The sequence below is a fragment of the Calyptranema fuscum S582 genome, assembly GCF_055793305.1.
In genome coordinates this window covers 1-1133 of record NZ_JBSLYH010000128.1, presented here as the reverse complement: position 1 = coordinate 1133, position 1133 = coordinate 1, and the positions used below count along the sequence as shown (strand labels likewise).

Genomic DNA, 1133 nt, shown 5'->3' with positions numbered 1-1133 from the left:
CCCTCTTCCATCCTTCTAGCGAGGAATAACTAAAATAGAGATGATGTTCCTGTTGCCATCTTAAGAGGATGGTTACGCCGCGTGAAGCTTGTCCAACGCTCCGCTTCGTCGATGAGTATTGTCAATTGTACATTGACTTATTTCCCGAAGTGCGGAGCTTTGAAGCATTCAAAGCTCCGCATGTCGGGATGATTTCAGATCTCAAACGTAAGACGTTGCCAGCGATTGCTAAAGCCGTTGGATTAGACCATGAACAAGAGTTGCACAACTTGTTAACGGAGTCTCCCTGGTCAGTGAGTCGGATACGGCAGCGTCGCTTAAATCTGATCTTGGAATTGACCCAGAAACAAGCGATGATCTTGCTCATTGACGAGACTGGAGATTGCAAAAAGGGAAACAGTACAGATTACGTGAAACGACAATATATCGGCAATGTTGGCAAACGAGAGAATGGCATTGTCGCAGTCACCGCATACGGGTTATTTAAGGGCATGGTTCTACCGTTGTGCTTTGAGGTGTATAAGCCGAGAGAACGACTTAAGCCTGGAGAGGTCTACCAAACGAAACCACAAATTGCGGCCACGATGATGCATGAATTGATGGCAATGGGATTTCAGTTTGAGTTGGTGTTAGCCGATAGTTTGTATGGGGAGAGTGAGTGTAACTTTATTTCAACGCTAGTTGCGCTCAAGTTGCCATATATCGTTGCGATTCGCTCGAATCACGGGGTCTGGTTGCCGCAAGACCAGGAAGTAACAGCTGAACCCTGGCAGGAATTCACCCGCACCTTCAGCAATGGCGAAACTGAGGTTCGCTATCGGCGCGAGATTATCTATGGCACTCGTGGCCGTGTGCGTTACTGGGAGTTGACCACTGACCCAGAAACCTTACCGGACAATTCAACCGCGTTTGTGATGAGCAATGCCCCTGCCATCAAACTCGATGAAATTGGCGATGCCTACGGCGATCGGACTTGGGTGGAATATGGACTCAAGCAAAGCAAGGATGTCTTGGGTTGGGCTGATTTCCGTGTGACGAGCTACAAGCAGATCGAGCGCTGGTGGGAGATCGTCATGAGTGCATTCACAATGGTCAGTTTGTTTGCTGATGCCTTTAACCGAGAGTGTCCCTTA

The 1133-nt window shown here is 48.5% G+C and carries 1 protein-coding gene; it reads left to right on the top strand.

Features of this window, described 5'->3' with window-relative positions; genetic code table 11:
• Window positions 1-68: 68 nt before the first annotated feature.
• Window positions 69-1133, top strand: a 1065-nt coding sequence (locus ACR6Z4_RS32165) for an IS701 family transposase (protein ID WP_479721392.1), incomplete at its 3' end; no start/stop codon positions are given.